The 24,719-nt window shown below is 44.6% G+C and carries 24 protein-coding genes, 2 tRNA genes and 1 rRNA gene; 4 read left to right on the top strand and 23 right to left on the bottom strand.

All coding sequences use genetic code 11. The features are described from left to right. The 7 genes from WC526_01700 to WC526_01670 all read right to left on the bottom strand — a co-directional run bounded on the left by WC526_01700 (position 1) and on the right by WC526_01670 (position 6,424). Entirely contained in the window at positions 1-2,097 is a 2,097-nt protein-coding gene (locus tag WC526_01700) for a pilin (protein MFA5061838.1), read from the bottom strand. A gap of 33 nt (positions 2,098-2,130) precedes the next feature. Further along, positions 2,131-2,370 (bottom strand): 30S ribosomal protein S21, encoded by a 240-nt coding sequence (gene rpsU, locus WC526_01695; protein MFA5061837.1) that lies wholly within the window; start codon positions 2,368-2,370, stop codon positions 2,131-2,133. Positions 2,371-2,432: 62 nt separating this feature from the next. Beyond that, complete coding sequence (gene hisS, locus WC526_01690) at positions 2,433-3,818, bottom strand: histidine--tRNA ligase (GenBank protein MFA5061836.1); 1,386 nt, start codon at positions 3,816-3,818, stop codon at positions 2,433-2,435. Positions 3,819-3,835: 17 nt separating this feature from the next. Then, the gene (gene lepB, locus WC526_01685) at positions 3,836-4,438 is read right to left on the bottom strand and encodes a signal peptidase I (protein ID MFA5061835.1); all 603 of its coding nucleotides are present in this window, start codon (positions 4,436-4,438) and stop codon (positions 3,836-3,838) included. Positions 4,439-4,528: 90 nt separating this feature from the next. Next, a tRNA-Ile gene (locus WC526_01680) sits at positions 4,529-4,602 on the bottom strand. 48 nt (positions 4,603-4,650) lie between these two features. Then, positions 4,651-4,727: transfer RNA gene (locus tag WC526_01675), tRNA-Val, on the bottom strand. Between the two features lie 199 nt (positions 4,728-4,926). Beyond that, a 16S ribosomal RNA gene (locus WC526_01670) occupies positions 4,927-6,424 on the bottom strand. A 453-nt stretch (positions 6,425-6,877) separates the two neighbouring features. Between WC526_01670 and WC526_01665 the strand changes: the two genes are divergently transcribed. Continuing rightward, positions 6,878-7,108: a hypothetical protein gene (locus WC526_01665; protein MFA5061834.1), complete on the top strand. Its 231-nt coding sequence runs from the start codon at positions 6,878-6,880 to the stop codon at positions 7,106-7,108. Here the strand turns inward: WC526_01665 and trmD are convergent. Continuing rightward, a complete protein-coding gene (gene trmD / locus WC526_01660; protein MFA5061833.1) occupies positions 7,101-7,757 on the bottom strand; it encodes a tRNA (guanosine(37)-N1)-methyltransferase TrmD in 657 nt (218 codons plus the stop codon). The genes WC526_01665 and trmD overlap by 8 nt on opposite strands. A gap of 124 nt (positions 7,758-7,881) precedes the next feature. Here trmD and WC526_01655 point away from each other — a divergent pair, with 124 nt between their 5' ends. After that, a complete protein-coding gene (locus WC526_01655) occupies positions 7,882-8,463 on the top strand; it encodes a hypothetical protein (protein ID MFA5061832.1) in 582 nt (193 codons plus the stop codon). Positions 8,464-8,600: 137 nt separating this feature from the next. On the opposite strand, the gene WC526_01650 is transcribed toward WC526_01655, so the two are convergent. Genes WC526_01650 through WC526_01640 form a run of 3 tightly spaced genes read right to left on the bottom strand, consistent with a single transcriptional unit; the run spans position 8,601 to position 12,562 of the window. Then, positions 8,601-8,933, bottom strand: a complete 333-nt coding sequence (locus WC526_01650) for a KH domain-containing protein (protein ID MFA5061831.1) — start codon at positions 8,931-8,933, stop codon at positions 8,601-8,603. Positions 8,934-8,975: 42 nt separating this feature from the next. Next, positions 8,976-9,443 (bottom strand): 30S ribosomal protein S16, encoded by a 468-nt coding sequence (rpsP, locus tag WC526_01645; protein MFA5061830.1) that lies wholly within the window; start codon positions 9,441-9,443, stop codon positions 8,976-8,978. A gap of 53 nt (positions 9,444-9,496) precedes the next feature. Next, on the bottom strand, positions 9,497-12,562 hold the full coding sequence (locus WC526_01640; protein ID MFA5061829.1) for an AAA family ATPase: 3,066 nt from the start codon (positions 12,560-12,562) through the stop codon (positions 9,497-9,499). A 73-nt stretch (positions 12,563-12,635) separates the two neighbouring features. On the opposite strand from WC526_01640, the gene WC526_01635 reads away from it, so the two are divergent. Together WC526_01635 and clpP are read left to right on the top strand one after the other, a co-directional pair. Next, positions 12,636-13,589 carry a DHH family phosphoesterase gene (locus tag WC526_01635; protein ID MFA5061828.1) on the top strand — a complete coding sequence of 318 codons (954 nt, stop codon included), beginning with the start codon at positions 12,636-12,638 and terminating at the stop codon, positions 13,587-13,589. Continuing rightward, entirely contained in the window at positions 13,586-14,185 is a 600-nt protein-coding gene (gene clpP / locus WC526_01630; GenBank protein ID MFA5061827.1) for an ATP-dependent Clp endopeptidase proteolytic subunit ClpP, read from the top strand. Before WC526_01635 ends, clpP begins: the two co-directional genes overlap by 4 nt. A 339-nt stretch (positions 14,186-14,524) precedes the next feature. On the opposite strand, the gene WC526_01625 is transcribed toward clpP, so the two are convergent. The 12 genes from WC526_01625 to WC526_01570 all read right to left on the bottom strand — a co-directional run bounded on the left by WC526_01625 (position 14,525) and on the right by WC526_01570 (position 24,718). Beyond that, complete coding sequence (locus tag WC526_01625; protein MFA5061826.1) at positions 14,525-16,432, bottom strand: VanW family protein; 1,908 nt, start codon at positions 16,430-16,432, stop codon at positions 14,525-14,527. Positions 16,433-16,434: 2 nt separating this feature from the next. Beyond that, positions 16,435-16,878, bottom strand: a complete 444-nt coding sequence (locus WC526_01620; protein MFA5061825.1) for an Hsp20/alpha crystallin family protein — start codon at positions 16,876-16,878, stop codon at positions 16,435-16,437. 21 nt (positions 16,879-16,899) lie between these two features. Then, positions 16,900-17,484, bottom strand: a complete 585-nt coding sequence (locus tag WC526_01615; GenBank protein ID MFA5061824.1) for a superoxide dismutase — start codon at positions 17,482-17,484, stop codon at positions 16,900-16,902. A 26-nt stretch (positions 17,485-17,510) separates the two neighbouring features. Then, the gene (gene mutM, locus WC526_01610; GenBank protein ID MFA5061823.1) at positions 17,511-18,323 is read right to left on the bottom strand and encodes a bifunctional DNA-formamidopyrimidine glycosylase/DNA-(apurinic or apyrimidinic site) lyase; all 813 of its coding nucleotides are present in this window, start codon (positions 18,321-18,323) and stop codon (positions 17,511-17,513) included. Between the two features lie 12 nt (positions 18,324-18,335). Next, entirely contained in the window at positions 18,336-19,631 is a 1,296-nt protein-coding gene (locus tag WC526_01605; GenBank protein ID MFA5061822.1) for a Mur ligase family protein, read from the bottom strand. A gap of 20 nt (positions 19,632-19,651) precedes the next feature. Continuing rightward, a complete protein-coding gene (locus WC526_01600) occupies positions 19,652-21,373 on the bottom strand; it encodes a penicillin-binding protein 2 (GenBank protein MFA5061821.1) in 1,722 nt (573 codons plus the stop codon). A 4-nt stretch (positions 21,374-21,377) separates the two neighbouring features. Next, positions 21,378-22,382, bottom strand: coding sequence for an NAD(P)H-dependent glycerol-3-phosphate dehydrogenase (locus WC526_01595; GenBank protein ID MFA5061820.1), 1,005 nt, complete (start codon positions 22,380-22,382; stop codon positions 21,378-21,380). 105 nt (positions 22,383-22,487) lie between these two features. Next, positions 22,488-23,123, bottom strand: a complete 636-nt coding sequence (locus WC526_01590; protein MFA5061819.1) for a nucleoside-diphosphate kinase — start codon at positions 23,121-23,123, stop codon at positions 22,488-22,490. Between the two features lie 25 nt (positions 23,124-23,148). Next, complete coding sequence (locus tag WC526_01585; protein MFA5061818.1) at positions 23,149-23,505, bottom strand: YraN family protein; 357 nt, start codon at positions 23,503-23,505, stop codon at positions 23,149-23,151. Positions 23,506-23,515: 10 nt separating this feature from the next. Further along, complete coding sequence (locus tag WC526_01580; GenBank protein MFA5061817.1) at positions 23,516-23,920, bottom strand: hypothetical protein; 405 nt, start codon at positions 23,918-23,920, stop codon at positions 23,516-23,518. Beyond that, entirely contained in the window at positions 23,917-24,468 is a 552-nt protein-coding gene (locus WC526_01575; protein ID MFA5061816.1) for a methyltransferase domain-containing protein, read from the bottom strand. The genes WC526_01580 and WC526_01575 overlap by 4 nt, the downstream gene beginning before the upstream one ends. A gap of 7 nt (positions 24,469-24,475) precedes the next feature. Next, positions 24,476-24,718 (bottom strand): hypothetical protein, encoded by a 243-nt coding sequence (locus WC526_01570; GenBank protein MFA5061815.1) that lies wholly within the window; start codon positions 24,716-24,718, stop codon positions 24,476-24,478. Between the last annotated feature and the right edge of the window lies 1 nt (position 24,719).

The raw sequence follows: 24,719 nt of genomic DNA, 5'->3' as shown, positions 1-24,719 counted from the left end.
CTAAGGGGTTGGAATTATAATACTGCTATTTTCTAAATTTTCCCGGCAAGCTTGAGTGTTGCTATATTGCGTGGAACCGTTGCAACAGGTGCTTTTGTTGGTCGCGGTGATTACATCACAACAATTATCACCGTTTCCGGCGCAAGTGGGAGAAAGTTTTGTAACCGGATCGGCCTTGACCGCCGCATCCGGAACATTGGCACTGCCGGATCCGCCTCCCGGACCTTTGCCGGGATAAAAACAATTAAAATGAACATCTTCAATTGTGGAAGTGACTATCGGGAAATAATATTGCATGGCGCCGGTCAAAAACGGACAGTGGCTGAAATTGGTATAGGTTGAATTATCAGCATTAAACTTGGTTATCGGCACCTTGCAAAGAGGAATATTGTCGCGCCTCTCGGCCGGAGTCGGTTTTTCGTCTATGACCACGTCATATAACGGCTCAAGCCGCATTCGTTTGTTAAAGGTAACACTCCATTCCTGATCGCTTTTTACGCTATCCGCATCCAACCCGGGCACTGCGTTTCGCAGATATGGCGAAGTTGCGTCAATTTGATTATTGATATTAAAATCCCAAAAATAATTATCCGGTTTTAGCTGGTGGTCAAAAACCGGGATCGCGGTCGGAGCGAATTCAACCTTGCTGTTATTATTGCCATCCAAAACATTACCGGATAAATCCATTACTCCGGAAAGTGGTATAGCTTCAAAGGTGCTGCTGCTAATGGCCCGCGCGGCTTTTAGTAAAAACTGATAATTGTCCTGGGAACAATTGGCCCCGGCTTTATCACAAACCGGCAAACAATAAATTTTACCGCCGCAGGTATTGGTGCCGCAAACTTGACTGGGCGTAAATTCCAGCGTGCGGTAGCCGTTGACTAAATGAAAACTGCCCGGCGGCACCGTGCTATTATCCGCTTTTAAGAAAATATTTTGGCCGTCTAAGAAATATGCCGGGTCAGTGGCTGTGCCGTTATTAAATTTTCCCTCAATGCCGGTGGGGTCAATCGGCTTGCTAAAATCAATTTGCACCACGCTGTTTCTGGCTTCAGTCACACCCTGCGCCGGAAACACATCCACCACGTGCGGCGGCGTCAGATCCAATTCAGTACTGCAGGTAAATTGCCATTCATAATAATTATTCCCGATTGAACTCGCACTGAAAGCCGACGGATTATTATTGAGTTGATCATCAAGCTGCATGCCCGACCCCAGATGCACGATATAACTAATTTGATTTGTATCACTGCCAAGATAACCGCCTGAAGACGCATTTGGATCGGTGATTGGTTTGATGACAATCGTATAAACACCGGAAATACCGTTAATGGTGGTGGAAACAGCAGTTACAACCGCGGCGGAAATTGGCGTGCTAGTGCCTGCCTGTTTTATCATTATATGGTCGTTGTCCAATTTAGCATGGTCGCAATCAGCCCAACTGGTAAACGGATCCCGGCAGTTTCCATAAACACCGTCGCCATTGGTATCTGTTATAAAACTGCTGGCCAAAACCGGCTTGCGGAAAGTGACGACGATTTTAGTATTTCTGGGCACGGCGGTTTGATTTCTTGCCGGGTAGTGATCTTTGATAATACCACCCAAAGCCCCGCTGCCGGAAAAGTTTTGCGTCCCGGGCGCTCCTAAATTTATTCCCGTGCCCTGCCCGCCGCCGCCTTGGCCGATGCCGAGCATCTGGGCTACAAACGCCACTATGGCGTAGGCGCTTAAAATAATGGCCAAACCGATTACGGCATTAACCAAGACCTTTTTTGCCTGGGCAATTTGTTCTTCATTGCCGCCGGCCGTCATCCATAAATATCCGCCGTATAAACTTATAACCAATAAAATAATGCCCAAGAGCCCCAGGGCGGTTTTTATTATATTTACGATAATTACCCTAATGTCTGTGGTTGGTAGTCCCAAAGGTTGGCTAATAACCTGCACTCCCTCCTGCAAAGAACCATTAGCGCTGGAAGTGCTTTGCGCCTGTGCTAAATTAGCCCTCGCGAACAAAAAAACCGCCAACAAAATCACCCCTAGGGCCATGGCGGTTTTTAGAACTGTAAAATAATTTTTTCGGATCCATTGAAGCATGGGCAATGGATAATTTAGGGATTATCAAACCCTTTATCTGCCAAATTTCTTTGGCTCTTCCGGCAATCTGCCGATTTTCTTTAAATATTCCATTTTTTGGGCAACAGCAAGACGATGCAAGGCGCTTTTCTTGCGCATGTTTTTATTCTTCGGACGTTCATAAAACTGAATCTTCTTTACTTGCAATATTTTACCGGATTGCTGCCATCTCTTCTTTACTCTGCGCAGAAACGCCTCAAAGGACTCATTCTTCCTTCTTTTTACCTCTGGCACAAATTCACCTCACTTTCTTAATTGATGAATAATTTATCTTTGCCTTAAGTATACACGTTTTTTTACGAAACGTCAAACCTGGACAATTTTTTCTTAAGCACGTTTTCTACCTTCTTTTGGTCAACAATTTCCTGCACGCCGGATTCCATATCACGGACAATAATGGTGTCATCCTGAACCTCTTTTTGACCCAAAATTAAAGCATAAGGCACTTGGATGCTGTTGGCTGATTCCAACTGGCTCTTTAAAGAATTCTTGGAAAAGTTATAATCAACTTTTAAGCCGGATTTGCGCATTTCATTGATAATTTTAAGCGCCCGCCTTCTGGCTTGATCGCCTAGTTGAGCTAAATAAGCGTCAAATTTTGGCAAAGGCAACTTGGATTGCGTCTGTTCCAGATACTGTTTTAAAGCGGTGACACTCCTTTCCAAACCAAGAGCCAGGCCGGCTGCCGGCGTTGGCTTGCCACCAAGTTCTTCCACCAATAAGTCGTATCTTCCGCCTCCGCCTAAGGCGCTTTGGGCGCCTCCCTCTCCGGTTATAGTCGGATAAACTTCAAAGACGGTGCGGGTATAATAATCCAATCCGCGCACCAGCGTATGGCGCAAAGTATAAGGAATGGACAACTCATCCAAATATTCCAAAACTTTCATGAAATGGCTTTTTGAGTCCTCTCCCAGCCAATCAATGATTTGCGGCGCCTCCTCTTTTATGGGCTGGCATTTTTCTTGTTTACAATCCAAAAGACGCAAAGGATTTTTATGCAAGCGCTGTTTGCAGTCATCGCACAGATAACTGCGTTTGCTTTTATAATAATCAACCAGCGCGGTCTTATATCTCTGTCTTTCTTCGGGCGTGCCGATGCTGTTAATATGTATTTCAACCGGCAAACCGACGTCACTGTAAAAATTATAGGCCATTAGGATGAGTTCGGCGTCAACTACCGGATCGCCATCGCCAAGTGTTTCATACCCAAGCTGTCTAAATTCGCGGAATCTCCCGGCTTGCGGGCGATCATACCTAAACATCGGTCCCCAATACCATAGTTTAACCGGTTGGGGCATATTCCACATGCCGTGCATTATATAGGCGCGCACAATTGAAGCAGTTGCTTCCGGCCGCAAACAAACCTTGTTGCCATCGCGGTCTTCAAAAACATACATTTCCTTATCCACCACATCCGTACCCCGGCCGATTGATCTGATAAACAAACCTGACTCTTCAAGCGCCGGCGTGTCTATTCTGCCAAATTGAAAGGCCTCGGCCAAATTTTCGGCAGTGTGGTAAAAAAGTTTCAGATATTTTTCTTCTCTCGGTAAAATATCATGCATTCCGCGCAAGAGGTTAAATACCTTCTTGCCCTTTTCTGATGTCTCCGCTTTTTCTTTTTCCGGTTTTCTGGAAATCTTCTTTTTGGCTACCGCTTTCAGCTGTTTTTTCTTTGGCATATATTTTTTTAATTGCATTACACATTAAGTTTCGGGGTGTTAAAAATTTCCGCCCGATTAAACGGCCACCCCCGAAGAATTACCCGACCGACAATCAAACTTTTATCAACTACTCCGAAACGGCGCGAATCATAACTGTTAGGACGGTTATCGCCTAGAACAAAATATTGATTGGATCCCAAAGTTACGGTTTGATCGCCTTCGGTTTGCAAATCTTTGGGTAAATATGGCTCTTCAAGCACTACGCCTTCCGGGTGTTCTTTGTTATAGATTGTCACTTCCCCGTTAAACACCTTGACACGTTCGCCCGGCAAACCGATCACTCTCTTTAAAAAATATTCTTGCTGATTCTCCGGATACTTAAACACAATCACATCGCCTCTGGCAGGCGTTCTTATTCTGTAAGTCAATTCATCTATGATGAGATATTCTTTATCTTCAAAATTCGGCTCCATTGAAGCGCCCTTGACATAAAACGGTTTAAACAAAAAATATCTGACCAGGGCGATGGTAACTCCGGCTAAAACCACCACTTTAACAAGCTCCAGCAAAAATAGACCGGCTTTTTGCAAATAAATTCCGGCTTTTTTCTTAAAGGATGACCCGTTTTTATCGGCCATAATAATAGATAATGTTTAATATTATTTAGAAGTATTATAAAGGATTATTTGGCTTTTGGCAAATTGACAACTACGGGAAGTTTGGCTGTGTGGGCGTGATAGGAATCGAACCTATGACCTTTACATTATCAGTGTAACGCTCTAACCATCTGAGCTACACGCCCATTTTTTATGAAACCAGAATACCAGATTTTTGATTAAAAATCAAGTTTTGGTGGGCGACACAGGAATCGAACCTGTGACCTTCACAATGTCAATGTGACGCTCTAACCATCTGAGCTAGCCGCCCAATTTTAAAAATCCGACTTCAAGTATACCAAAACTGTTTAAATAATTCAAGATATGAAAAAGCCGCCAAACGGCGGCTTTTAGCTTGACTGCACAAATGTGACAAAGGCCCTGGTCGCCCGAAGGCGACCCATCTATTCAATTATGAACCGAAGTTCATATCGACAAGAGTTCACGGTCTTTCGACCGAGTATCTCCAGAAAGGAGGTGATCCATCCACAGCTTCCGCTACGGATGCCTTGTTACGACTTCACCCTAGTCACTGACCCTGCCTTAATCCCGATAAATCGAGACTTTGGGCATTGCCAGCTCCCGTGGTGTGACGGGCGGTGAGTACAAGACCCGAGAACGTATTCAACGCGCCGTGGCTGATACGCGTTTACTAGCGATTCCGACTTCATGAAGGCGAGTTGCAGCCTTCAATCTGAACTGGGGCCGGCGTTGGTGGGATTAGCTCCGCCTCGCGGCTTAGCAACCCATTGTACCGGCCATTGTATTATGTGTGTAGCCCTGGACGTAAGAGCCATGCTGATTTGACGTCGTCCACCCCTTCCTCCCGCTTGCGCGGGCAGTCTCGCGTGTACATTTAACACACGACGTGGGTTGCGCTCGTTTCCCGACTTAACGGTACACTTCACAGCACGAGCTGACGGCAACCATGCAGCACCTATCTAGCACCCTCGAAGGCGGCCTGCGTTTCTGCAGGCTTGCAGCTAGTAGTTGAGCCCAGGTAAGGTTCCTCGTTTGTCGTCGAATTAAACCACATAATCCACCGCTTGTGCGGGTCCCCGTCTATTCCTTTGAGTTTTAACCTTGCGGCCGTACTCCCCAGGCGGCGCACTTAACGCGTTAGCTTTTTTAAACGGCACTGACAGGGTCGATACTGCCAATACCTAGTGCGCATCGTTTAGGGCGTGGACTACCAGGGTATCTAATCCTGTTCGCTCCCCACGCTTTCGTCCATGAATGTCAGGAATGTACCAGTAAGCTGCCTTCGCCTTTGGTGTTCTTGCAGATATCAACGCTTATTACGACTACACCTGCAATTCCGCTTACCTCTTCCATCCTCTAGTTTGGTAGTTTCAAAAGCAATCCCAATGTTAAGCACTGGGTTTTGACTCCTGACACGCCAAACCATCTGCGGACGCTTTACGCCCAATAAATCCGGATAACACTTGAGGTCTCTGTATTACCGCTGCTGCTGGCACAGAGTTAGCAACCTCTTATTCTTGGGGTACCGTCACGAATTCGTCCCCCATAAAAGCAGTTTACGACCCGAAGGCCTTCATCCTGCACGCGGCGTCGCTCCGTCAGGCTTTCGCCCATTGCGGAAGATTCTTGACTGCAGCCACCCGTAGGTGTCTGGGCAGTGTCTCAGTCCCAGTGAGGCAGGTCACGCTCTCACGCCTGCTACTGATCGAAGCCTTGGTAGGCCATTACCCTACCAACTAGCTAATCAGACATAGGCCCCTCTTCAAGCGATAAATCTTTAAATGCGAATGGCTTGTGCCCCCGCATTACCATCGGGTATTAATTCGCCTTTCGGCGAGCTATCCCCGTCTTGAAGGTAGGTTACCAGTGTGTTACTCACCCGTTTGCCGGTCCGTACCTCGTATTGCTACAAGGCCGTCCCCCGACTTGCATGCCTTAAACACGCCGCCAGCGTTCATCCTGAGCTAGGATCAAACTCTTAAAAAAGAGTTGATCTCGTTCATATGAACGAGTTTGTTTGGATTTATTACTGTTACTGTTTGGTACGGCGCGACGAATCGCGCCTAACCGTTTGGTTTGAATAGACTTTAATATGGTCTTTGTCACGTTTGTGTTGTCAAGGTTCACTTTCTTTCTTGTGCCACCTCTAGGCGGCCTTTGCGAGAAAGAAAAAAGAGAAACCCAATTTGGAGTTGCTCTTTTCTCTTTCCAGTATCCCTTTCGGGACTTAGAAGATTAACGAATTGTATGAGGTGCTTTGTTTGCGGTGTTTGAGGTTAATCATTAGCGCACTCAAAATACTATCATGAGAGGGAAAAACTGTCAAGAGGGCTAATTTTAGCCCTGGGGATGATTTGGGGATAAAATTATTATGAAATTTTAATTGACAGAATAGCTAAAAATCTATACAATAAGTCCATTATTTTCTAATCAATAATTATGAGTGAAGAAGGCAATCCAATTGAAGAAATTTTGGAGGAATCCGGTAAAATAGAAGTTAAAGATATGGAACAACCGGAACTTTGTGAAAACCAGGCGGAAGTCGCCCAAAAGGCAAGGGAGCATGAATTAAGTTTTCCGGATGATGAAAAGCATAAGCACAACATTACAATTTTTGGAGAAAATGGAAGTCATCGATGCACCTGCGGAAAGGTCTGGGAAGTTAAATAGAATTTTTCTTTCGCCAATCTTCAATCTTCTTATGATCACCGGAAAGTAAAACCTTCGGCACTTTCTGTCCCTTAAAATTTTCCGGCCGGGTGTATTGAGGGTATTCTTTTTGGATTTCCGCTTTCGCGCTCTTATTAAATGTCTCTTCTTTTAAAGAATTTTCATTTCCTAAAACTCCGGGAATTAATCTCGCCACCGCCTCAACCACTGTAAGCGCCGCCAGCTCCCCTCCGGCTAAAACATAATCCCCCACTGACACACGCTCATCAGCCAGTTTATAAATCCTGGCATCAAAACCCTCATACCTGCCGGCAATCAAAATTAATCTATTTAACTTTGAGAATTTCTCTGCCATTTTTTGATCAAATTTTTTACCGGCCGGATCTAAAATAATAATTTTCTGCCCCTTAGTTTTTTTGCGCGCCTTAATTTTTTTTAAACAATCATAAATTGGCTGGATTTGCAAAATCATGCCCGGCCCGCCGCCAAACGGTCGATCATCAACGTGACCGTGCTTATCCAAAGTATAATCTCTAAAATTATGCGCAGTCACCTTTATCAATTTCTTTTTCTGGGCACGGCCAAGAATACTGGCTTGACCATAGCAATCAACCACTTCCGGAAAAATTGTGAGTATATCAAATTTCATGCAGTAAGTATATATTTTTTAGATAAAAAAATCAATTATGATTAAACTAAGTATTCTTGACATCTCAAGTATTTTGTATTAAACTATACGGTTCCCTATTCAGAAAAGGGACAAGGAGGACACGATGTTGGACAAGGGTTATGCAAAGCGCATCCTTGAGGAAGCCCTCAAACTGCTTGCGGGTCTCGGCCCAGATAGCAAGGAATACAGGGAATTCGCCGCGGATGTGCTCAACGGACTCGATCCGTACAAGCCCTACGGCACCAACCTCTACAACGCGATCGCCCGGCTCTCGTGGAATATGTTCTTTGAGGGTGTGGCACTCCGGGTCAACCCCTCCACCACCAAGATCGAAATCTATCTGCGCAAGCGCGCGGCGGATGAGGTCTACCCGCTCGAGTGGCATGCGCCCGGGTCGGCCTTCCGGCCGGGCGAGACCGAACGTGATGTGGCCAACCGCCTTGAGCGGGAGTTTGGCACTCCGATCATCTCCTTCCGGTACATCGGCGAATACGTGGACTGGAAGAAAGGCGAGATCCGCGGCTCCGGCGTCTCCAGGATCTACCTCGTCCACTGCGACGGTTCTCCGCGCGAAGACGAAAGGCACGACTGGTACCCGGTGGACCAGTTGCCCGAAAACACCGTGGAGCCGCACCGCACGGGGATCATCCCCAAAGCCATCAAGGCCTACGCTCACAGGGTCTAGCAGTAGCCACAAGGAGGCACGACACGCGCTTCGTCCAAATCTCACACGAGACAAAGACGGAGCGCATATTTTTTTATAAAAATTATCTTACAAATTAAAACCGGCCGCTTTAGGCGGCCGATCTTATTTTGAAACTTTTAGATGTTCAGGTTATCCACTGCACTTGTGTCCACCACATCATGACTATGATCATGATCATCGTGATTCATGCGAGGGGCTCTGCCACCGGCCGGCTCATTGATTTTCAGGTTAACGCGGGCATTGTGCTTGGCGCCAACAATCTTGAGCAGGGTGCGGATGGAGCGGGCGGTCTGGCCTTGTCGGCCAATGACATAACCCATATCAGCCGGATTGATATCCAGGGTGATAAGTACTCCTCGCTCATCAATAATGCGTGTGGTTTTCACATCCTCAGGATGATTGACAATCGCTTTCACGATTGTCTCCACGTACTGTTGATCAGCTTCCATATTCAATCTTCAAAATCTTAATTTTTAAAGCAGCCCATCGACCTATTTTGGTTCTGCTGTTTGTGGTTCAGTTGGTGTGGTCGGAGTTTCCGGAACTACCGGAGTTTCCGGTGCGACCGGCGCTTCCGGTTGAACTTCTGCTGCAGGTTCCGGTTTCACTTCCATCTTCGGTTCCGCGGCCGCCTTCGGCTCTGCTACTACTTTTTTCTTTTCAACCAGTTTAACCGCGCGGGTCTTGGAAATATAAACCGATTTCATTTTCTTGCCGTCGGTTATAATTCCGGCTTTCATCAATATGTTATGGACAGTATTTGATGTTTGTGCGCCCTTGCCCAGCCAATACTTAACTCTCTCCGCATCCAGCACCAATCCGGTTTCTTTTTTATGCGGATCAAAATTTCCTAGAGTTTCTAAAAACGTGCCCTGGGTATCGCGGGTCTTTTCGGAAATTATAAAACGATAGGTCGGATAATTTTTCTTGCCCAATCTTTGTAATCTGATAGTTAACATAATATATTATTTAATCCTGTGACAGTTTTGAGAGCGCGGTTAATATACTACGTCTAAACCGCTTTGTCAATACTTTGGTCGCCTCGGGCGACCCCTACCTCTTCCATTTTTACGCTAAGTAACTTAGATATGCCATCCCCACCCATAACCACGCCATAAAGGGCATCGGCGCTGTGCATGGTCACCCGGTTATGGGTGATGATAATAAATTGAGAATGCTCGGACAGTTCGGATAAAATCTGGACAAAACGCCTGGTATTGGTCTCATCTAACGCCGCTTCAACTTCGTCTAGAACCACAAACGGAGACGGATTGTAATTTAAGACCGCACAGATCAAAGCAATTGAGGCCAGGGTGCGTTCGCCGCCGGAAAGCGTATTGATATGTTTTATTTTTTTGCCCGGCGGGTTTATGGAAATATCTATACCGGTTAATATTTTTTCTTTTCGTTTGCTCACAACTTTTTCTTCTGGGAGCTCGCCTTCGGCGCCGGCCAAATCTTCATCTGCCTCGCTTTCCGGCTCACCGTAAATTTCAGTCATATCCGCGTTGCCGCCGCCGAACAGTATTTTCACATAGCGATCAAATTCTTTTCTGATTTTTTTAAAAGCCGCGGCCCGCTTCTTTTTCATGACCTCATCCAGTTCCACAATCATTTTATCCAAATCTGTCATGGCACTGTGCAAATCCTCAATCTGGCCGGATAAAAAATCATACTTTTCTTTGGTCTGCTGATGCTCCTCCACAACTTCCGCGTCAATTCCACCGATCAAACTCAATTGATATTTTAATTTTTGAATTTCATTGGCCGTCTCAATAATTTTTTCCGCTTCAACTGTCGGCGGCTTTCTCTCCACCACTGCTTCAATCGCCGCATTCATTTCCGCGCGCACTTCTTCGCCGATGGCATCCTGTTTGGTCTCCAGTTTGGCAATTTCAATTTTCAAATCATTGCGCGCCGATAAAATTTCATTTAGTTTGTTCTGCTTTTTTTGCATTTGATCCTGCAAAGCAAAAACTCTCTGCTTCTTGTCTTCTTCCTCTTTATTAAAATTGTCTATTTTTTCAGATAATTTATTTAAGGTGTCTTCCTTGGCTTTTATTTGCACTGACAGCGCGTCTTTCTCAACCAAGAGCTGCGCCAATATCTTATCATATTGTTTGGGATCGGCATTAAACAGCGATAATTCCTGTTCCAGTCCGGCCACTTCTTGCGCGAGATTTTTCAATTCCGAATTTAAGACCTCAAATTTGGCATGGGCCGACTGGCTCTTGGTTTCAAAAACAAAAAGCTGGGTCTTGGCTTTTTCGTATTTCGTCTCCAATCCGGCAATCTCTTCACGGCCGGCGTTGATCTGCGATTGATACTCAATAAACTTATCCGGGCTTAATAATAATTTTCTGGAAAATCCCAGTCCGGCTTTTTTGGCCTGGCGATAACCGCCTTTCATCACGCCGGTTTTCTCAATCACATCGCCGGAAAGCGTTACCATCCGCGCCGAACCGATGCCGATACGTTTGGCCGCCGCCAAATCTTCCACCACGATGGTCTGGCCAAAAACAAAAGAAAAAATATTGCTAAGTTTGGGTTCAAATCTTATTAATTCCGAAGCCAGCCCGCAGACGCCCGGTTGGGACAAAAGATTATGAATATTTTCACTACCCTTCGGCACTATTTTATTTAAAGGTAAAAAAGTCGCAACCCCCAACCGGTTTGTATGCAAAAATTCTATTGCGCGTCCGGCCACGTCATCGCTTTCAACCACGATTGCCGACAAATATGATCCGGCCGCGGCCTCAAGGGCGGTGCGAAATTTTTCTTCACTGTCACCCAGCTCGGAAATTAATCCGTAAACCTTGCCGAATTTATCCTTGTTTTCCAAAACCGCCTGCACGGCGAGAAGTCCGGTAAACTGCCGGTAGTGCTGTTCTGATTGATCCTGCATTACCTGTCTTTCCAAATCCGAAATTTTTATTTGCTTTTCAGTTTTTTCTTTGGTAATCTGATCCAGCAAATTTTTCTGCTCCAGAACCAAGCGATTGGCATCGTTTATTTCCGTTGCCGTGGCCGCCATCTGCCCGGATAAAGAATCGTGCTGAAGTTTTAATTCGGCAATCTTATTTTGCGTCCAACTGACATTTTGTTTTCCGGCCGCGTTATATTGCGCGTGCGTCTGCCCGTCTTTTATGGCCAGCTGGCGTTCCAGATCATTTTTTTCTTTGGCTAAAACCTGAAATTTGGATTGCAATTCATTAAACGCGTCCCCTCTGCCGGAAGCGCGGGCCAAAACAGCCAATTCATTCTGAATATCCTCCAATTCCTTAAAAGCGCCGCGGTATGAATTTTCAACCAGATTTAATTTTTCAACCAAGCCGTCCAGCTCGTTTTTATTGGTCAAATATATTGAAGCATAATATTTCTCCTGCATCTCGCGCAGTTTCAGTTCCACCTCCTGCCGTTTTTCCAATTTTTTAACCTGTTTGGATAAAATTTTCAAACGCGGTTCAACCTCCTGCATCAGCCGCTCCGCCTGCGCCACATTTTCGGTCGTGCGCGTCAGCTTGAGTTCGGCCTGGTGCTGTTTGATTTGAAATTCTTTTATACCGGACGCCTCATCCAAAAAATCTTTTCTTTCCACCGGCCCGACCGTGAGCAGTTTATCAATCATACCCTGGCCAACCACGCTGTATGAATGCTGGGCAAACTGGGCTTTGGCCAAAAGCAGATGAATGTCTATCAAACGCGCCGCATTATTATTGACCAGATATTCGGCTTCGCCGGACCGGTACAAACGGCGGGTAATGATGATTTCCGGATAATCTGAAAGCAGCCGGCCGTCGCCGTTATCCAAAGTCATGGTCACTTCGGCCGCGCCGAGCTGGCCTTTGGTCTCGGAACCGCTAAAAATTACGTCCTCATTTTTCTTTCCCCGCAAATTTTTCAAGCTTTGTTCGCCCATCACCCATCTCACCGCGTCGGAAATATTTGATTTGCCGGAGCCGTTCGGACCGACAATAACAGTAACGCTATTCCTATTATTCTTATACGGCAAAAATTCCAAAACCGTCTTTTCGGCAAAGGATTTGAACCCCCTTATTTCCAAACGTTTTAGATACATAACTTGTCAAGATTATACCATATATCTTGACAGGGGTAAATAATAAAGATATAATGATTTGTTCAACAATACTATGAATGGAACTGCCGTACAAATAGACAAGCATTTGAAAAAGGCGAATAAAATCGCCTTGGTTACCCATCAAAACCCCGATGGCGATGCGATTGGCTCGGTGACGGCCATGGCGCAGTATTTGCTTGCTTTAAAAAAAACACCGCGGATATTTTGCGATACGGAAGTGCCGGAAAGATTAAAATTTCTAAACCACACCGACCTGATTTCACAAAATAAAGATATGCTGACCGAGGCGGATACGATTATTATAATGGATGCCGGCGATTTGAGATATGCCGGCGTGGCCGATATTATCCCCCGGCTGGCGGCAACGATTATAAATATAGACCATCACCCGACTAACGAAAAATACGGGCATATAAATATGCTAAACGCGCAGGCGGCCGCAACCACGGAAATCCTTTATGATTTTTTTAAAATTATCGGCGCCAAAATCAACCGCGACATGGCCACATCTCTTTTAACCGGCCTGGTAAACGACACTGATAATTTTTCCAACCCGGCCACAACCGAGTCATCACTGATAGCGGCCAGCCAGCTCTTGCGTTTGGGCGCGAATTTAAATTTAATTCACAGTTATATCATCCGCAACAAAAGCATTAACACTTTAAAACTGTGGGGCGTGGTCTTGGATCGCCTGACCAAAAAAGACGGACTGGATTTGGTTTATACTTATCTGACCAAAAAAGACACCCTGGAGTATGGCATCAGCGAAATTGAGGCCGATGGCATTGCTAATTTCTTAAACAAGCTCTACGGCACGAAAATATCTTTGTTGATTAAAGAAACAATGGATGGTAAAATCAAAGGTAGTTTGCGGACAACCAGCGATGACACGGATGTTTCCCTGCTGGCCAAAAAAATGGGCGGCGGCGGACACAAAAAAGCGGCCGGATTCACCACCGACGGAACAATTGAAAGTGTTTTAATAAAAATAACTAATCTTATATGAAAGACAATGAACTTAGATCACAGTTTTTAATTCCCACGGTCATTGAAAAGACCTCCTACGGCGAGCGCGCCTTTGACATCTACTCCCGTCTGCTCCAAGACCGAATCGTCTTTTTGGGCACAATGGTAGACGATAATGTGGCCAACCTGATAATCGCCCAGCTTTTGTTTCTGGAAAACCAAAGCAGTGATAAGGATATCAAGTTATATATCAATTCACCGGGCGGGTCAGTCACTGCCGGCATGGCCATTTATGACACCATGCAATATATTAAACCGGATGTGAGCACCATCTGTATCGGTATGGCCGCGAGCATGGCCGCGGTTCTCTTAGCCGCCGGCGCCAAGGGCAAAAGATTAGCTTTGCCCAATTCGGAAATAATGATCCATCAGGTTATGGGCGGCATGGAAGGACAGGCCAGCGATATCAAGATCCGGGCCGAAAGAATTTTGCGTATTAAAGAACGTCTAAATGAGATTTTGGCGAAACATACCGGCAAAAACCTTACCCAAATTGAAAAAGACACGGATCGGGACTATTTTATGGATTCAAAAGAAGCGCTCACTTACGGCTTAATTGACAAGGTTATTGAATAATTGGCTAAAACAAGCTAAAAATAGCCGTTTAAACGGCTATTTTTATTGGCAGACCTTGACAAAACCCATTTAGTATGTTATTATACGAAGTTACTTTTAGAATCAATAGTCGTACCTTAAATTGTCAGTATTAATGCAGAAACAGATCCTTATGACTTGTCCGGATGTGGAATAATGCTTAATTTACCAGACAGCGCTAGATTTAAAAGTAAGTATTATCCCGTATCCACGACAAGCATGGAGGTGTGTAATGGGGTGTTAACCGGCTTCGGCTCGTTCGCTACCGTTACACATCTTCTTGGGTGCGGTTTTAAGGGGGGGTATTCTCCCCCAAACTATTTATAACACCCCTGGCGCTACGCCGGGGGTGTTTGTATTAACATCCGGCTCGGCTCCAACCAGACAAATCTTCGGCAAAGGCCGGTAATAACTTTCAAATACCCGATCAATTTTTTCACTGCTGGAAGTAATGCGGCTATAAGTGAAACTGGCCACTGCGCCTCTAAACGCGCCCTGGCATGACTCTTGGCCCGGTTTCAAACTGCCGTCCGTGACGGTTATTATTCTCGGTTCGCCGGCGGAAATCCATCGGCTGACAATCGGATGCGTATACCAGCCCTTGCGACCGTCGCTTTTACCCCACAGGGTAAAGGTGAGCTGCTGTTTGGTATAATTAATATCAGTTGACAACAACAAATAATTTCCGGTGTCATTTATAAATTTCAAATCCAAATCCGGATCATACAAAGTTGCGTCCGTACCCGGGTTGCCGTTTACCGGATCAGCATAATAGGAAACCACCAAAGAATGATTTCTTCTTTCCGTAATCTGCATTCCCGAGTTCATGGCCATTCTAAACAGAGTGGTGCCGATCTGGCACATGCCGCCGCCAACCTCCGGCAATATCTTATCCCCTTTTATCACTTGCTCCGGCAAGAATCCGTTTTCTCTGGTGTAGGGTCCGGCATATTTATTTGCGGAAAAAACTTCTCCCGGTTTTATCAGGGTGCCGTTTAGTCGTTTTACAGCATTGGCAATATTTTTGATCCTATTGGTGTGACTGTCTTTGAATGTAGAAATGCCAACCCCAATCACATCTGATATGCCTAAATTATTAACATCCGCAATCTGCACATCCGGATCAGCCATGTCAGTTGAAACGGTAATCGTCTTAACCAACTCCGACGACCCATAATTGCGATCTTCAAAAACCGTATTTAAATCATTATAAGTTTTTTCGGCATTTAAAGTAACGCCGCTTTGACTGGCCTGAAATTCCTGCACTTTATCATTTTGAACCACAAATTTGGCATTTTGGGCCGGAGTGTCAATGAAAGGACGCAGTGTTTCCAGGTAGGTTTCCACGGTCTCTTTATTTAAAGCAAATACATTGTTGCCGTTTTCATCCTTGCTCACCTCAATCCAGCGCGCAAATACATCCGGCGTTACATTCCAACTTTTCAATTCTTTTGTCTGTGAATCAACATAATTTAAATTCAAATCCCCATAACCGATCACACTGTCAATTTTCGGCAAAATCGAAGCCACATCGGCGGTTAAAATATTCGGCTTAAATTCTTCCTTAGTCAGCGCAATCGGAACTAATGTCAGCCGGGATAAACTGCCGGTAATATCCGCGACGGCTTTGTTGTAGTTAAAAACCATGCCGTTACTTTCGGGAATGACCTCGTATTTTACCGTCGGCAACGTTGATGTTATTTTGATGTTGGCATTATGCGGCTTATCGCTGATCTCTGTAAGCGCGCTGTTTAAAATATCTTTAAACTTTTGTTCAATTGTTACTTTGGCGCTAATAACCCGCGGCGAAAACAATTTGATTATTACCGGTCCAAAAAAATTATTTAAAAACGATCCGCCCCGGCCCTGGCTCATAGCCGCGGCCACCACGCCCTCGCCGTCTATGCGTACAAGTTCCACTGAACTGTCATCGGCGGATACGGTATTAAGCTGTAATTGTTTGGGGCCGTCGGCAGATTGATAAGTAAAGCCCACGCCCTCTCTGGCAATTCTGTTATTAAAATTTTCAACAAAATCCCTGGCTTCCTGTCTGGTCATTCCGCCCAAAGAATAACTGCCAACATAGACACTCGGATAAATTTTGTCTTGATAAAATTGGTTATAGCAAAAAGCGAAACCAAAAAACAGGACGGCTAAAACCAAAACAGCCCCCAGGGAAATCAAACTATATTTAAACCATTTCTTCGCAAATATATCTTGTACGAACATACTTATTCGTCAATCACCATTATCGGAATCTCACTTTTGCCGGCAGCCGCCTTCGGCAACCTGATTATTAAAACTCCATTTTTATATTGGGCTTGCACCGAATCGGCTTTCACCTCCACCGGCAAAACGATTGTGCGTGAAAACTTTCCCCAGAAACATTCTTTATAAAAATACTCGGCATCCAAATCCAAAGGCGGGGTGCGTTCGCCTCTGATGGTTAAAAGGTCGTTGTTGAGATGCAGTTCAATTTTATCCGGAGCCGTGCCGGCCATCGTGGCCAGAACCACCAGCTCTTCGGCTGTTTGCGCCACATCAACGCTTAATTGTCCTTCAAACTGACGCTCCTCAAAAACGGCTTTGGCCGACTGCAAAGACGACAGAATATCAAAATCACTTGGTTCGTTCAAATCAAGAGGTAGCACAAATTTTTTGGCCTTCTCATTCATAGACGGCTTTTTAATAACTGCCTACATTAATTTTAGCACATTCCACCAATTTTCAATATACTCTGCTCGGCGGTTCTGATATTTTAAGTAGTAAGCATGCTCCCACAGATCTATGGTCGCTATCGGTTCGTCTCCTAAAGAGAGCGGCGAATCCTGGTTTGGCAATGAGTATATTTTGAGTTTATTGTCTCCGCTTCTGACAAGCCACGCCCAGCCGCTGCCAAAATGAGCGGTTGAAATTTTGCTGAATTCGGCTTTAAAATTTTCCACTCCGCCAAAATCCGTTTCTATATCAGCGATCAGCTTTTGGTCAATTTCTTTTTTCGGAGCCATTATTTTCCAATACAAACTGTGGTTTACATATCCGCCGCCGAAATTTTTAATTATTTTTTTGTCTTCCTCGCCGACCGGCAAATTTGTCAGGTCTTTAAGTATGGCTTCGGCCGATTCGTAATTTAAATCCGGATACTTAGCAAGCACGGCGTTAAACTTATCCAAATAGGCCTGGTGGTGCTTGGAATAATGTATTTCCATGGTTTTGGCGTCAATAAACGGCTCTAACGCGTCAAACGAATATTCTAATTTTGGTAGTTCAAATTTCATCATATATTATGTGCGGTTAAATTAATAAGCTACTTCTGACAAACCGGGCAAAAATGCGTTCCTCTGCCCCCGACTCTTTTTACTGTAACAATTCCCTTCCGGCAACGCAAGCATTTTTCTCCGGCGCGTTTATAAACCTGCAAATAGTCCGTATGGGTCCCTTTGGCGCCGTGGGCGTTTACATAATCTTTAAAGGTGGTTCCGCCGTGGAGAATGGCTTCCTTTATAATTTTTTGAGCGCTTTTGTATAATTTTTTTATTTCTTCTTCACGGAGTTTGTGCACCGGCCGGCTGGGCATTACCTCGGCTGCAAAACAAATTTCATCGGCATAGATATTGCCGATGCCGGCGATCAGCTGTTGATTAAGCAGTACGGCTTTAATCGGCGCTTTTCTTTTATCAATGGCTATTTTAAAATTCGGCAAGGTGAAATTTTTTGCGAGCGGCTCTATGCCGTATTTACTCACGATCTTGTCTTTAGTTTTTTGATCAACAATTTCCAAATATCCGAACTTTCTCATGTCGTTAAAATACAACTTGGACTTATCTTTGAAATTCCAGATTACCCGGGTATATTTTGTGGGCAGATCTTTTCCATATATCAGCTGGCCGGTCATTTTCAAATGAATCAGCAAATACTTCCCACCGGATAATTTAAAAATCAACAGTTTGCCGATTCGGCCAATATCTTCTATCTTTTGATTTTTCAAAGTATTGGCAAAAGTATTTTTGTTGCCGCGAATCGGCTGGCTGTTTATCACCATAACACCGGAAATGCTTTTATGCAAAACACTCTTCGCCAGTCCCCTTCTGATTGTTTCCACTTCCGGCAACTCCGGCATATCGCTATTTGATTATTTATTCTGCCACTCCTTGCCCTGGCGCACCAAAAGTTTTTCAGCCAATAACGGCTCGGCCATAACCTCTTTGACCATTTTTTCCATCCTGATGCTTTGCGAGCCCTTGATTAAAACCACATCTCCGCTTGCCAATTTTTCCTGCAAAAATTTACCGGCGGCCGCGCTGTTATCAAAACTGGCGATCTGATCTCCGTTTATGCCGGCTTCGCGGGCCGCGGCGGCAATATGCTTGGCCGCCTCGCCTATGGTAATTAAATAATTTATGCCCAATTCAGCCACCTTAAAACCGATTTCACGATGCGCGTTCTCGGTTTCAGACCCAAGTTCAAGCATATCTCCCAAAGCCACAAAGCGCTTGTTGCCTTCTTTGACGCTTATTTGAGACAATGCATCCAGCGCTGATTTGACGGCTTCCGGGCTGGAATTATAGGTGTCATCTATAATTAAAGTATTTTTTATACCCGGTATCAGACGCATGTGACCCGAGAGCGGTTCAAGCGAACCCAAGGCCTGGGCGCCTTCCACCAAATTAATCCCAAACACATTGCCAACCGCCAGTCCGGCCAAAGCCGCTGATATCAGGGGCTTAGCAATGGCTCCCGGCAAATATACCGGCACCACGTTTCCTTTGTATACTATTTTAAAATTCAGACCCGTCGGCCAGGCGCTCGCGTCGTCCTTAATGACATTTATTTCGGTGGCGCGCAAATCCGCGCCTTCTCTAAAACCATAGGTGACAACCTCCGCCTTAGTCGCGCCGGCATTTTGCATCACCAGTTCGCTGTCATAATTTAAAACCGCAAAACCATCCTGCCGCAGATGCGAAATTATAATTCTTTTTTCCTGGGCGATCTTTTTTATGGTCTTAAAAAATTCAGTGTGCGCGTGAGAAATAAAAGTCAGCACGCCCACCTTGCAGGGCGCGATATCAACCAGATATTCAATGTCGCCCGGCTTGTCGGCTCCCATTTCCAAAACCAAAATTTCCGGATAATTTTTATCCCTGGAAAATAATAACTTCAAACCTTTAAAAATAATAGCCAGCCACCCCGGCACGGATTTTCCGGCTGATTCGTTCGCGCCGATGATGGAGAGGGGCAAACCAATTTCGTTGTTATAATTCTTTACGCTCCGGCGCACGGAAAATTGGCTGGAAAGCACGGCGGCGACCGCCTCTTTGGCCGAGGTTTTGCCCACCGAACCGGTGATACCGACCACATCCGGTTTATATTTTTTCAAAATCTTTTTGGAAATCGCCCGTAGGAAATAGATTACAATTGATTTAAGCATATATTATTTAAAAAATTAATTTATCTGTTGGCAGGAATGCCATAATAGTCCAAGGCAAATTTAGCAATGTCTTTAAAGACCGGCGCCGCTGTTTGTTCGGCCCAAAGCCGGTCCGGCGCTTCATACTTTACCACCATCACAAACTTCGGATTATCCGCCGGAAAATACCCGATAAAAGTATGATTTGTAGCTTCGGAATATTTTCCGCCCTGGGCGATTTGCGCCGTGCCGGTTTTGGCGGCGATATAATATCCGGGGATTTTGGCCACATTTTTATAGGTCTTTTCAACTACCGAAGTGAGCATACCGGTTATTAATTGGTCGGCGCGCGGCGAGATCACATTCTCCACTATCCGCGGCTCGGTTTTTTCCACTTGGCCGTCAGCGTGCCTGATTTGCGAAACGATGTATGGCTTCGGCAATTTACCATTGTTAGCTAAAGCCGCGTAAGCGGTCACCAGCTGAAGCGGAGTGGCAGTAAACCCTTGGCCAAAAGCGCCGTTGGCGTAATAGATAGCCGCTCTCTTACTGAAAGAGGAAATGTCACCGCTTGTTTCCGTGTCCAGCTCTATGCCGGTTTCTTTGCCAAAACCAAATTTTTCCACGTAATTTTTAAAATTTTCACGGCCCAATTTTTCTTCCACAAAAATCATACCGGTATTTATAGAATTTTCAAGCACATTGGTCATGGTCGCGAGCCCGTATTTTTTATTCAAGGCGTTATGAATTTTATAATCATCTATAATCCTCTCTCCGGTATCCACATAGGTTGTATCCGGGCTAACCACTCCCAAATCCAGCGCCGCGGCCATGGCGATTGGTTTAAAAACCGAACCGGGCTCATAAGGAGTGAAAACAGCCGTATTGTTATACGCGGCCAGATCAGTCGCTTGCCCGTAATTATTCGGGTCAAAATCCGGCAAACTGCACATGCTTAGAATCGCGCCGGTTGACGGCTCCATAATAATCAACGTCGCGCTTTTCGCCTTATATTCTTCAAACCCCTGTCGCAACCTCTCACAGGACTTATACTCCAAAGTGCGATCTATAGTCAAAAGCAAACTATCCCCGTCCTGCGCATGGTGAATGGTGCGCCCGGCCAAAGATATCCAACTGCCGAGCGCGCCTTGCTCGCCGGACAGAAAACCGCTTTTACCGGCCAATTCTTTTTCCCAAAAACCTTCAATCCCATAATTGCCGACTAAATTACCGGCAACATCAGACCCGACAAAACCAACCACATTGGCCGCCAAATTTTGCTCCGGATAATACCTGAACTGTTGGCTGGAGTAATTTATTCCTTTGATGTTGGCGCTGCTGATTTTATCAATATTTTCATCCGATACCTTCCGGGCAAGCGTTTCATACAAATCATTGGATTTGGATAATTTTTCCTGAATAACGATTTTTTTCTCCGGCGGGAGCTGTAACAAATTCGCCAAAAAATTAGTGGTGGAACTAATTTCTCCCGCTAATATATCCCTGGGTACGGCGTATAATAAATAATACGGTCGATTAATGGCTAAAGGATATTCGGTATGATTGCGCGTATCCTGAATATAAATATTGCCTCTGGTTGGAAAAAGCTGTTTATAAATTTCGTGGCTGTTTAAGGCCAGGGTTGAGTAATATTGGTATTCAACAATTTGCAAAACAAAAAGCCGGACCGCCACACCTATGGCGATTACTAAAAAAAGTACCGAAATTACGCGTAATGATTTGTCTTCCGTCTTGGCTCGCATTTAATTATTTGATATTTTGTAAAAATTTTTCCAAAGCAGATTTGGGCGAAGCAACGCCGGAAACTATTTTGTAGACCATTTCCGCAAACGGAGATTTTATCTTATATCTTTTATTGAGTTTATAAAGCGTCTGGCTGGCCTTTATACCTTCAACTGTTTGGCCGACTTTGGCTACTGCTTCATTTTTGGTAAGACCCTGGGCAACCAGTTCGCCGAAACGCCGGTTGCGGCTGGTGGCGCAAAGACCAGTGCCGACCAAATCACCCAGGCCGGCCAGATCATAAACCGTATGGGACTCTCCGCCCATTTTTTTAACCAATACGCTGATTTCTTTTAAAGCGATAACCAAAAGGGCGGCTTTGGTGTTCATCGAATATCCAAACCCGTCACACAAGCCCATGGCAATGGCGTAAACATTTTTAAACGAACCCGTAACTTCAACCCCGATAATATCGTTGGTTGGGATCAATTTCAGATTTTTATTTTCCATTACTTTTTTGACGGCTGTAATTGATTTAAAATTTTTTGAAGCGATATTCATGGCTGTAAAACCGCCTTTGACCATATCAATAGCAATCGCCGGTCCGGAAATGGTGGCCACTTTGTTTTTTAAATGCTTGGGCAAGCTGGCGCTGATAATATTGGGGATGATTTCCAGGGACTTTTCATCCATACCTTTGGAGGCGTCAACACAAATAGTTTCTTTTGTTAAATGTTTGACCGTTCGTTTGGCAAGATCAGCCACAAATGAACTGGGCACGACAAAAAAGACAATATTGGCGGTTTTGAGAGCTTTGGCCAAATCAAAAACCGGTTTAATATTTTTTGATAACTTTATGCCGGCCAGATATTTTTTATTCTCGCCGAATTGGGCAATTTGCTTTAAGGGTTCCGGGTCGCCTTCATAGTTCCAAAGATTTACACTATACCCATTTTGAGCGATTACATTGGCGATGGATGTGCCCATGTTTCCGGCTCCGAGGACAGCGATGATTTGTTTTTTAGGCATATTTTAGGAATACAAAAAAATTGCTTAAGATGGGGATATTATACACCTGATTTTGAGCTAAATCAATTAAAACTAAAGAGAGAAGAAACTATCTTTTATATTTAGTTACTCTAGAATTCCATCCAGGTTTACATCATACAAAATCTCTTCCTGAATCTGCCTATAACCAATCAATTCCTCCGGTTTAAACCAAATGTCAATTTCCCTCTCGGCTTCTTCCGGTTTATCCGAACAATGAATCAAATTGCGCACGGCCCGTTCATCCAAACTGGAAAGTTCATAAGAATCCAAAGTCAAATCACCTCTGATGGTTCCCACATCGGATGTCAGCGGTTCGGTGCCGCCAACTAATTTTTTAACAATCCCTACCGCCTGATTGCCGGATAAAACCATAGCCACCACCGGACCGGCAGTCATAAATTTAACCAAAGCGCGGACAATATCTTTGCCGTATTCAAGAGCTGATTTATCAACCTTCATTTTCATCGCTTTTCTGTTTTCAATCGTCCTCTCCCCTTTTTGCTTAAACCAGGCATCGTCTTTGTTGTAATGCGTCCAGCACTGATCTTCGGTTGGAAGCACCATCTTTAAAGCAATAATTTTCAAACCGACTTTTTCTAAACGCTGAATTATCTCGCCAACCAAAGCGCGCTGGACTCCGTCCGGTTTGATGATAACAAATGTTTTTTCTTTAGATGGATGAACCGCCATATTAAAAATATTATGAATAAAGTTGGCCATATTATACTAAAAATTTCACAAAATGTCAACTAAACACGCAAAATCGGAATTTCAATTTTTTCCGCGCCGCATCAGCCGCGATAATTACGCCGGCTAAAATAATTGAACCACCGGCGATATTTTTCCGATAGCAATATATCTTGACGGTTTTATTCAGTCGTTTGCGTTTAGAGAAAGTTATTGCCTCATCACTGGCCAGATTAAAATTCCGGCGCGTTTTCACTTCAATAAAATAATAATCACCGCCCTTCTCGGCGATGATATCTATTTCACCAACTGTCGTGTGATAATTTCTTTCTATAATTGCAAACCCGTGCCTGATTAAAAAATCGCAGGCCCGGGCTTCTCCGAAGTCACCCAAATTTTTCCCCCTCCTTGTCATAGTTTATAATCTAACCGCGACCGGGCAAATATTTTTCAATTCTTTCTTTCTTCTCCTGCTCGGCTTTTATCTCCGGCGCGCGCTTGACCGCATACCAAATAATTCTATATATCCACCAGACCGAAACCGCGGCAAAAATTAGCAGCCAAAATCTCCAGGCCAAAAACGCCACTCTTTCCTGCCTGAAAAACATCCAAAGCAAACCAAGAAAGCCCATTGTCATTTCCAGGGTACTGATTTTCTTTAAAACAACCTTGCTGGTCTTATTTTTAATATATTGCGCGATTATTTGTATAATCAGGCCGGTTACGATCAAAAACAGAAAGCCGCCGACCAAAAGCCAGAGAGTCAGGCCCGTAGCGGTATACGGCTCCCTAAACCAATAGTATAAATCAAATAAATTTTTTATGTTCATACGGTTTTTTGAAAAATTACAGCGTAATGATAGTCCCCGGCCATGGATTTGTCAATTGGTTTTAAATTTTTCTCCGCGCCCAAACCAGTTAATTTTTCCGCCGGCAGCATTAATTCAGGTGTTGGCCCCAAGCCGCCCAATTTTTTTACCCAGTCCACCACAATTAAAAATCCGTCACGATGGAGCATGCGTGTCGCCTCCCCCAGGGCCGACACCTTATCTTTAACCTGGGACAAAACATTAATAAAAAAACAAGCATCCAAACTGTTATCCGGTATTGGCGTTTTACCAATCAACTCAATGTCAGACCACACGGTTCGCACATTATCACAACCCTCGGTTTTAGCCATGCTCTTGACGCTTTCCAAAACATTTTTAATCACATCAACCGCGTAAACAATTCCTTTATCGCCGATAACCTGTGAGGCCGCAAAAACAAAATGACCGGTGCGACCGCAGCCCAAATCCGCCACCCGCATACCCGGGCCCAAATCAATTTTCGCAAAAATTTTATATGGATCAATTAAAGCTGTGCCTGAATGGGTCATATATTTATTAGCGGACAAATATTTTGCCGACTGTGCCGGCTAAAAATCCCTGGTATAAATTGGTTATCGCCAAAAAACCAAAAAATATTAAAATAATTCCCACGAATTTATACACCATTCTGGTGCCGCCGCCTGTACCGAATTTTTCTTCGGCCCAAGCATTAGTGCCAAAATTCTGAATAAACCATTCAGTTTTTAAAACCAAAAACACCCCTGCCGCGACCATGACTATTCCGATAAAGTAACGCATA

The sequence above is a fragment of the Patescibacteria group bacterium genome, assembly GCA_041649475.1.
Classification (GTDB): Bacteria; Patescibacteriota; Patescibacteriia; order Magasanikbacterales; family GWA2-37-8; genus JBAZNA01.
Note: the sequence above shows the minus strand (reverse complement) of the source record. Positions and strands in the feature narration are given on the sequence as shown.